Annotated in this window: 2 protein-coding genes and 2 pseudogenes; 3 read left to right on the top strand and 1 reads right to left on the bottom strand. The window is 50.1% G+C overall.

What is annotated here, in order from left to right:
* Nucleotides 1-112, top strand: a 112-nt coding sequence (locus K2184_RS28680; protein ID WP_213276154.1) for an IS1 family transposase, incomplete at its 5' end; no start/stop codon positions are given.
* A gap of 986 nt (nucleotides 113-1,098) precedes the next feature.
* Complete coding sequence (locus tag K2184_RS28675) at nucleotides 1,099-2,103, top strand: hypothetical protein (RefSeq protein ID WP_019706030.1); 1,005 nt, start codon at nucleotides 1,099-1,101, stop codon at nucleotides 2,101-2,103.
* A gap of 210 nt (nucleotides 2,104-2,313) precedes the next feature.
* On the opposite strand, the pseudogene K2184_RS28670 reads toward K2184_RS28675, so the two are convergent.
* A pseudogene (locus K2184_RS28670) lies at nucleotides 2,314-5,019 on the bottom strand (Tn3 family transposase); the annotation flags it as partial.
* Between the two features lie 62 nt (nucleotides 5,020-5,081).
* Here K2184_RS28670 and K2184_RS28665 point away from each other — a divergent pair.
* Nucleotides 5,082-5,144 (top strand): annotated as a pseudogene (locus K2184_RS28665) (hypothetical protein); the annotation flags it as partial.

The following is a 5,144-nucleotide window of genomic DNA, read 5'->3' as shown; positions in this document are numbered from 1 at the left end:
TCTGCGACAACATCTGGCAAGGCTGGGACGGAAGTCACTGTCGTTCTCAAAATCGGTGGAGCTGTATGACAAGGTCATCGGGCATTATCTGAACATAAAACACTATCAGTAAGTTGGAGTCATTACCCGAGCGCTGAACAAAATGACGAAAGCAGGTATGCCTGAAAGCGTGCGTATTGCCTGAAAACACAACCCGCTACGGGGGAGACTTACCCGAAATCTGATTTATTCAACAAAGCCCCCACCTGACAGATATAAAACCGCATCCAAACGGTAACGCGGTTCAGAGACGAGATATTATAGGTACCAATGGTGGAAAATCAGATTTTTGGAAGCGTGTATTAGAAGACTATAAAACAAGACAAGTTGTTTTTGATGCGAAAAATTTTGAAGAATTAGGCCCATCTGAGTACAGACAATTACAATCATATTTAACAGGTCCGTATGGAAAATTAGGATTTATTATTAATAGAGAAGAAAGTGAGGCATTGAAATCAGGGAGAGATTTGGATTGGACAAAAGAAATGTATCAATCTCATAATTCATTAATAATAAAATTACCTGCGAAATATATATCTAAATTGTTGCAAAAATTAAGAAATCCTGAGAAGCATGACGCTATAGATAGTCAGATGGGGAAACTTTTAACTCTATATGAAACATCATATATGGCTATTAAAAGTACTCAAAAGAAACGAAGAAAATAGCATCAGTTACATCATATGAGAGGGTTCCTGAAAAGGAATTTTCTCATATTTTATTATAAATCAATAATATATATCCTTAGCGTACGTTTTCGTTCCATTGGACCTCAAACCCCACATATAGCGTCACTGTCAGCTGGAAACACCGCTACATCTTGTGTTGCGGGGCCGCTGTGCGCCGGGGGCAGGAACGAAGATCCGGAAATACCGGTTTTCGGATCTGAGGCAACGAGAAAGGACACTGTTGATAGATGGACAATAATTATTTCAATTATTGAATATTATGCAAAAATGTAAGACGGCAATCTTTACATTAAAAGTAAAGCAAAAGAGATTTACAATCTCATGTAAAGCAGATAAGCTTTACATCTCCAACCGGTTAAGGAGCTTATGTATGGCTATGGTCAATGCCCGCATCGATGACGAGCTGAAAGCCCGGGTCGATGCAGTACTTCAGCGCAGGAATATAACGGTCACCCAGAATATGACAGATCTGTACCGTTATATTGATCAGCATGAGCAGTCACCCTTTTTGCCAGCCCCTCGGCCGCACACTGCCGGCGATGTTGTGGCAAAGTGCTGTTCTGATTTGATGAATATCCGCGATGCACTGCTGCTTATCCGCGGCCATGCGGAGCGCCAGGCTGGCACCGGGGAGATGGCTTCACTTTATCAGTTATTTACCCGTTCCCGCCTGGCGTTTGCCGATGGGCTGTGCTGGCTGCACAGTGCCCCGGCGTTGCCCTTCACAGTTGACCGGCTGCTGTTGCCCCTGGCTCAGGTTCAGGCGCAGATCGCAGAGTGTGATATTGCGCTGGGTGGCGGAAGCCGCGATGCTCTGGTGCTTTCTGATGATGCGTTAAGCAAGCTCGCAGCCAATTTTAACGAGCTCGATAAAGTGGTGATAAGCCTGTGTGAAAAGGTTGGGGTGCTCCGCCGGCTTCCGCCTGTAGTAACTGAAGAACAGCGCTTTGATGGGGAGTTCTGTACCGTCTTCACGAAAGATGTCAGCTTTCCGGGAAATGTTGAAGTCATTATCCACCTGCGTCCCGATCTGCTCCGCCTATTAACTCCTCACCTGAAAGAAGCGATTTGCTGCCCTCGAATTCCTGGATGGACTCCTGGTGTTGATATTAATAGCGGTTTTAACACATACATCCCAGCACCGGCGGATTATTTTCAGAAGATGGACTCCATTACAGCTGTTGCAATGGCACCGGCAGGAGGAGCGATGGGAGTATGCGGTCTTCTTTTTGTTCAGGGTGAAACAAGGATCCATTACTGGTCGGAGAAATCTGCTCAGGTCAACCCTGTCTCCCGCGACATGCTGTCAGAGGCAGTCTGCGTGAAAATCGAAAATCATATCCGAAACATTCTTCAGGGCTCTGACACTAAATGACCAACAGAAAAGCAATTCCTGACAAAGTTCAGGCTAAGATAATGGACAAAAGCGCGGCGCGGTGCGCTATCTGTTACAGCACGCGGATGAATACCGATGTGGTGTATCCCGTTCCTGGCTTCCAGAGTGCACACATTGACCAAAACGCCGCCAACTGCGCGGAGAATAATCTATACCGGGGTTCGAGGTTCAATCGTGTAAAAAACCACGTTAAGGCAATAATTCATTGTTTGAATTGAAATTTAATGGCCTCAACTCTCCCTTCAGAATATTTTCCGGCAGCGTGAACGTATAATGTCCCAGCATGTTGATATGACCGTACATCAGTGGCGACAGGCGTGAGATATGCTCGTCTTCCGGGATCTCACCAGCGCTGCGCAAATGTGATAGCGCTTCCTGCATATAAAGCGTGTTCCACAATACAACTGCGTTAGTGACAAGCCCCAGCGCACCCAGTTGATCCTCCTGCCCCTCACGGTAACGTTTTCTAATCTCACCACGTTGGCCGTAACAGATCGCCCTTGCCACGGCGTGACGGCCTTCTCCCCGGTTAAGCTGAGTCAGTATCCTGCGACGATATTCTTCATCATCAATGTAGTTGAGGAGGTACAGCGTCTTGTTGACCCGTCCCACCTCCATAATCGCCTGCGCCAGCCCTGACGGACGGGAACTTTTTAAAAGCGAGCCCACAAGTTCTGAGGCGTGGACTGTACCCAGCTTCAGAGAACCGGAAACCCTCATCATTTCATCCCATTGGGTTTCTATCTTTGACAGTTCAACGCATCCCCGCGCCAGCTCATCCAGTACCCCGTAGTTCGCATTTTTATCTGCACGCCAAAATACCGCCTCACCGGCATCTGCCAGGCGGGGCGAAAACTGGTAGCCCAGCAGCCAGAACAGGCCAAAGATAATGTCGCTGGACCCTCCAGTGTCCGTCATAATCTCCACCGGATTCAGCCCCGTCTGCTGCTCCAGAAGCCCTTCCAGCACAAAGATAGAGTCACGCAACGTACCGGGGATAACGATGCCGTGAAAGCCGGAATACTGGTCAGAAACAAAATTGTACCAGGTGATCCCACGCCCTGAGCCAAAGTATTTTCTGTTAGGGCCAGAGTTCAGCGTTTTTACAGGAGTGACAAAGCGCATCCCATCTGCAGAAGCCACTTCTCCGCCGCCCCAGCGCTCAGACAGTTCCAGCGTGGACTGAAAATCGACCAACCGGGCATTAGCGCTGACCAGCGTTTCAGCCCGAATGTAGTTTTGTTTTACCCAGCTCAGACGGTGGCGGGTCAGTGCCGGAATACTGTGTTTGATCAGCGGTTCATGTCCGATATTGCAGGCTTCAGCGAGCAGTACGGCACACAGGCTGATGTTAAGATCCTGAGCACGGGCTTCAGACTCACTCACATGAGTGAATTCGCGGGTAAAACCAGTCCGGGCGTCAATTTCAAGCAGCAGCTCTGTCAGATCAACAGGGGGGACCAGCTGCCTGACGCGGCTGTTCAGAAGAATCAGCGGCTGCGGTTCTTCCAGTTTTTCCAGACTGCTGATGGTCAGGGACGGATATTTACCCTGATGACAGATGCTCACGGCAGCATTCAGCTCAAAGCGTGAGGCCACCGTTTTCCAGGTTTCGTCCAGTTCGGTTGCCAGCTGTTTAACGGCATTTCCACCATCGGTGGGGTGTCCAAGCGCCCGGCATACGGCGATCCGCTGAGCCTGCCATTCTTTCCCCTGAAGAAACTTCTGACGCGGATCGCCCCAGCGATCGCTGTTCTCCAGCCAGATATCGCGGCGACGCAGCGAATCCTGAAGGCGTTCCAGCAGGCACAATGAGTATCCTGCACGCTGTATCCGGCCTTCGGAGTCGTACACCAGACGTTTCCAGGGACCTGTAATGATCTGCTCAGGCGCATTCTCCAGGAGGCGTTTTTTCGAACCACTCAGTTCGGCCAGGTAATGTATGGCCGATAGCGTATTTTCGCCGGCAGGGGCAGACTGAAAATGTAAATCACGCAGCATCGCTGGCAGAAAGCGCTTAACCCGTCCATATTGCTCGACCATTTCATCCTGGAAATTTGTGTCCTGCGGGCGGGCAAGCTCATTGACTTTACCTACGGATTCCGCCAGCCGGTTCTTTGGTACGTGGCTGAAAATAGTCTGACGCAGCGCTGCGTCATCCATTTTATCATCCAGTAAAAGCGTACATGCATGTGCCAGAAGTAGCGCCGCGCGATCAAGATCTTTGAGCGTTCTGAGCCGTTTTTTCTGCCCGGTTTGCTTCGCTGAACGCGTGATATTGAGGATCAGCAGATCCAGAACATCGACAGCCTCATCGAGTGCCAAAATTTCCTGTGCTTTAACAAACGCGGTCAGGATGGCCAGCCGCCGTTCCTCCGGCATTCTGGCGATATATTTTACCGAAGCCATGCCAGCATAACGAGCCAGGTTGCGGAGTTGAATTGCAGGCAGCCCGGCAAAATTCAGCCGGGAAAACTCCAGGCTGCGCAGGCGTGTGTAGCGCTGAAGTGCGTCAGTAAAGGCCGGACCACTGACGTTGACGGGCCCTTTTCGTATCTGCTCCATCACGGAAACCCGCTGTCCTTCCGGTATGACAAGCAGACCGGCCAGTTGCTCAGTCTGCCAGCTGTCAGGTAATGCAGCCAGTCTGCGCCACAAACGCCTGCTTGCCCGCTCACGAATTTCGCCAATGAGCCTCGTCAGCGCTGAGGCTGCGGGCAACAATACTTTATTCTGGAGCAACCATGCCGTGGCAAAATCGAACATCAGACCGGGGCGCTCGTTACTGAGCCATGTGCGGATATAAAGCAGACGTTTCAGTCTGAACGACCAGGGGAAATCGCCAAAATCATGGTAGTCAGAGTGTTGCCTGATCAGCCTTTGATGCTCCCAACGGCACTGTTGCAAATAGTCGGTGGTGATAAACTTATCATCCCCTTTTGCTGATGGAGCTGTACATGAACCCATTCAAAGGCCGGCATTTTCAGCGTGACATCATTCTGTGGGCCGTACGCTGGTAC

It is taken from the genome of Klebsiella sp. K5-306 (genome assembly GCF_051835185.1).
Taxonomy (GTDB): Bacteria; Pseudomonadota; Gammaproteobacteria; order Enterobacterales; family Enterobacteriaceae; genus Klebsiella; species Klebsiella oxytoca.
This window is presented reverse-complemented; position numbering and strand designations above follow the sequence as displayed.

Excerpts from the sequence above, each read along its gene's own strand:
- K2184_RS28675 (WP_019706030.1), top strand. The coding sequence starts at position 1,099 with ATGGCTATGGTCAATGCCCGCATCGATGACGAGCTGAAAGCCCGGGTC.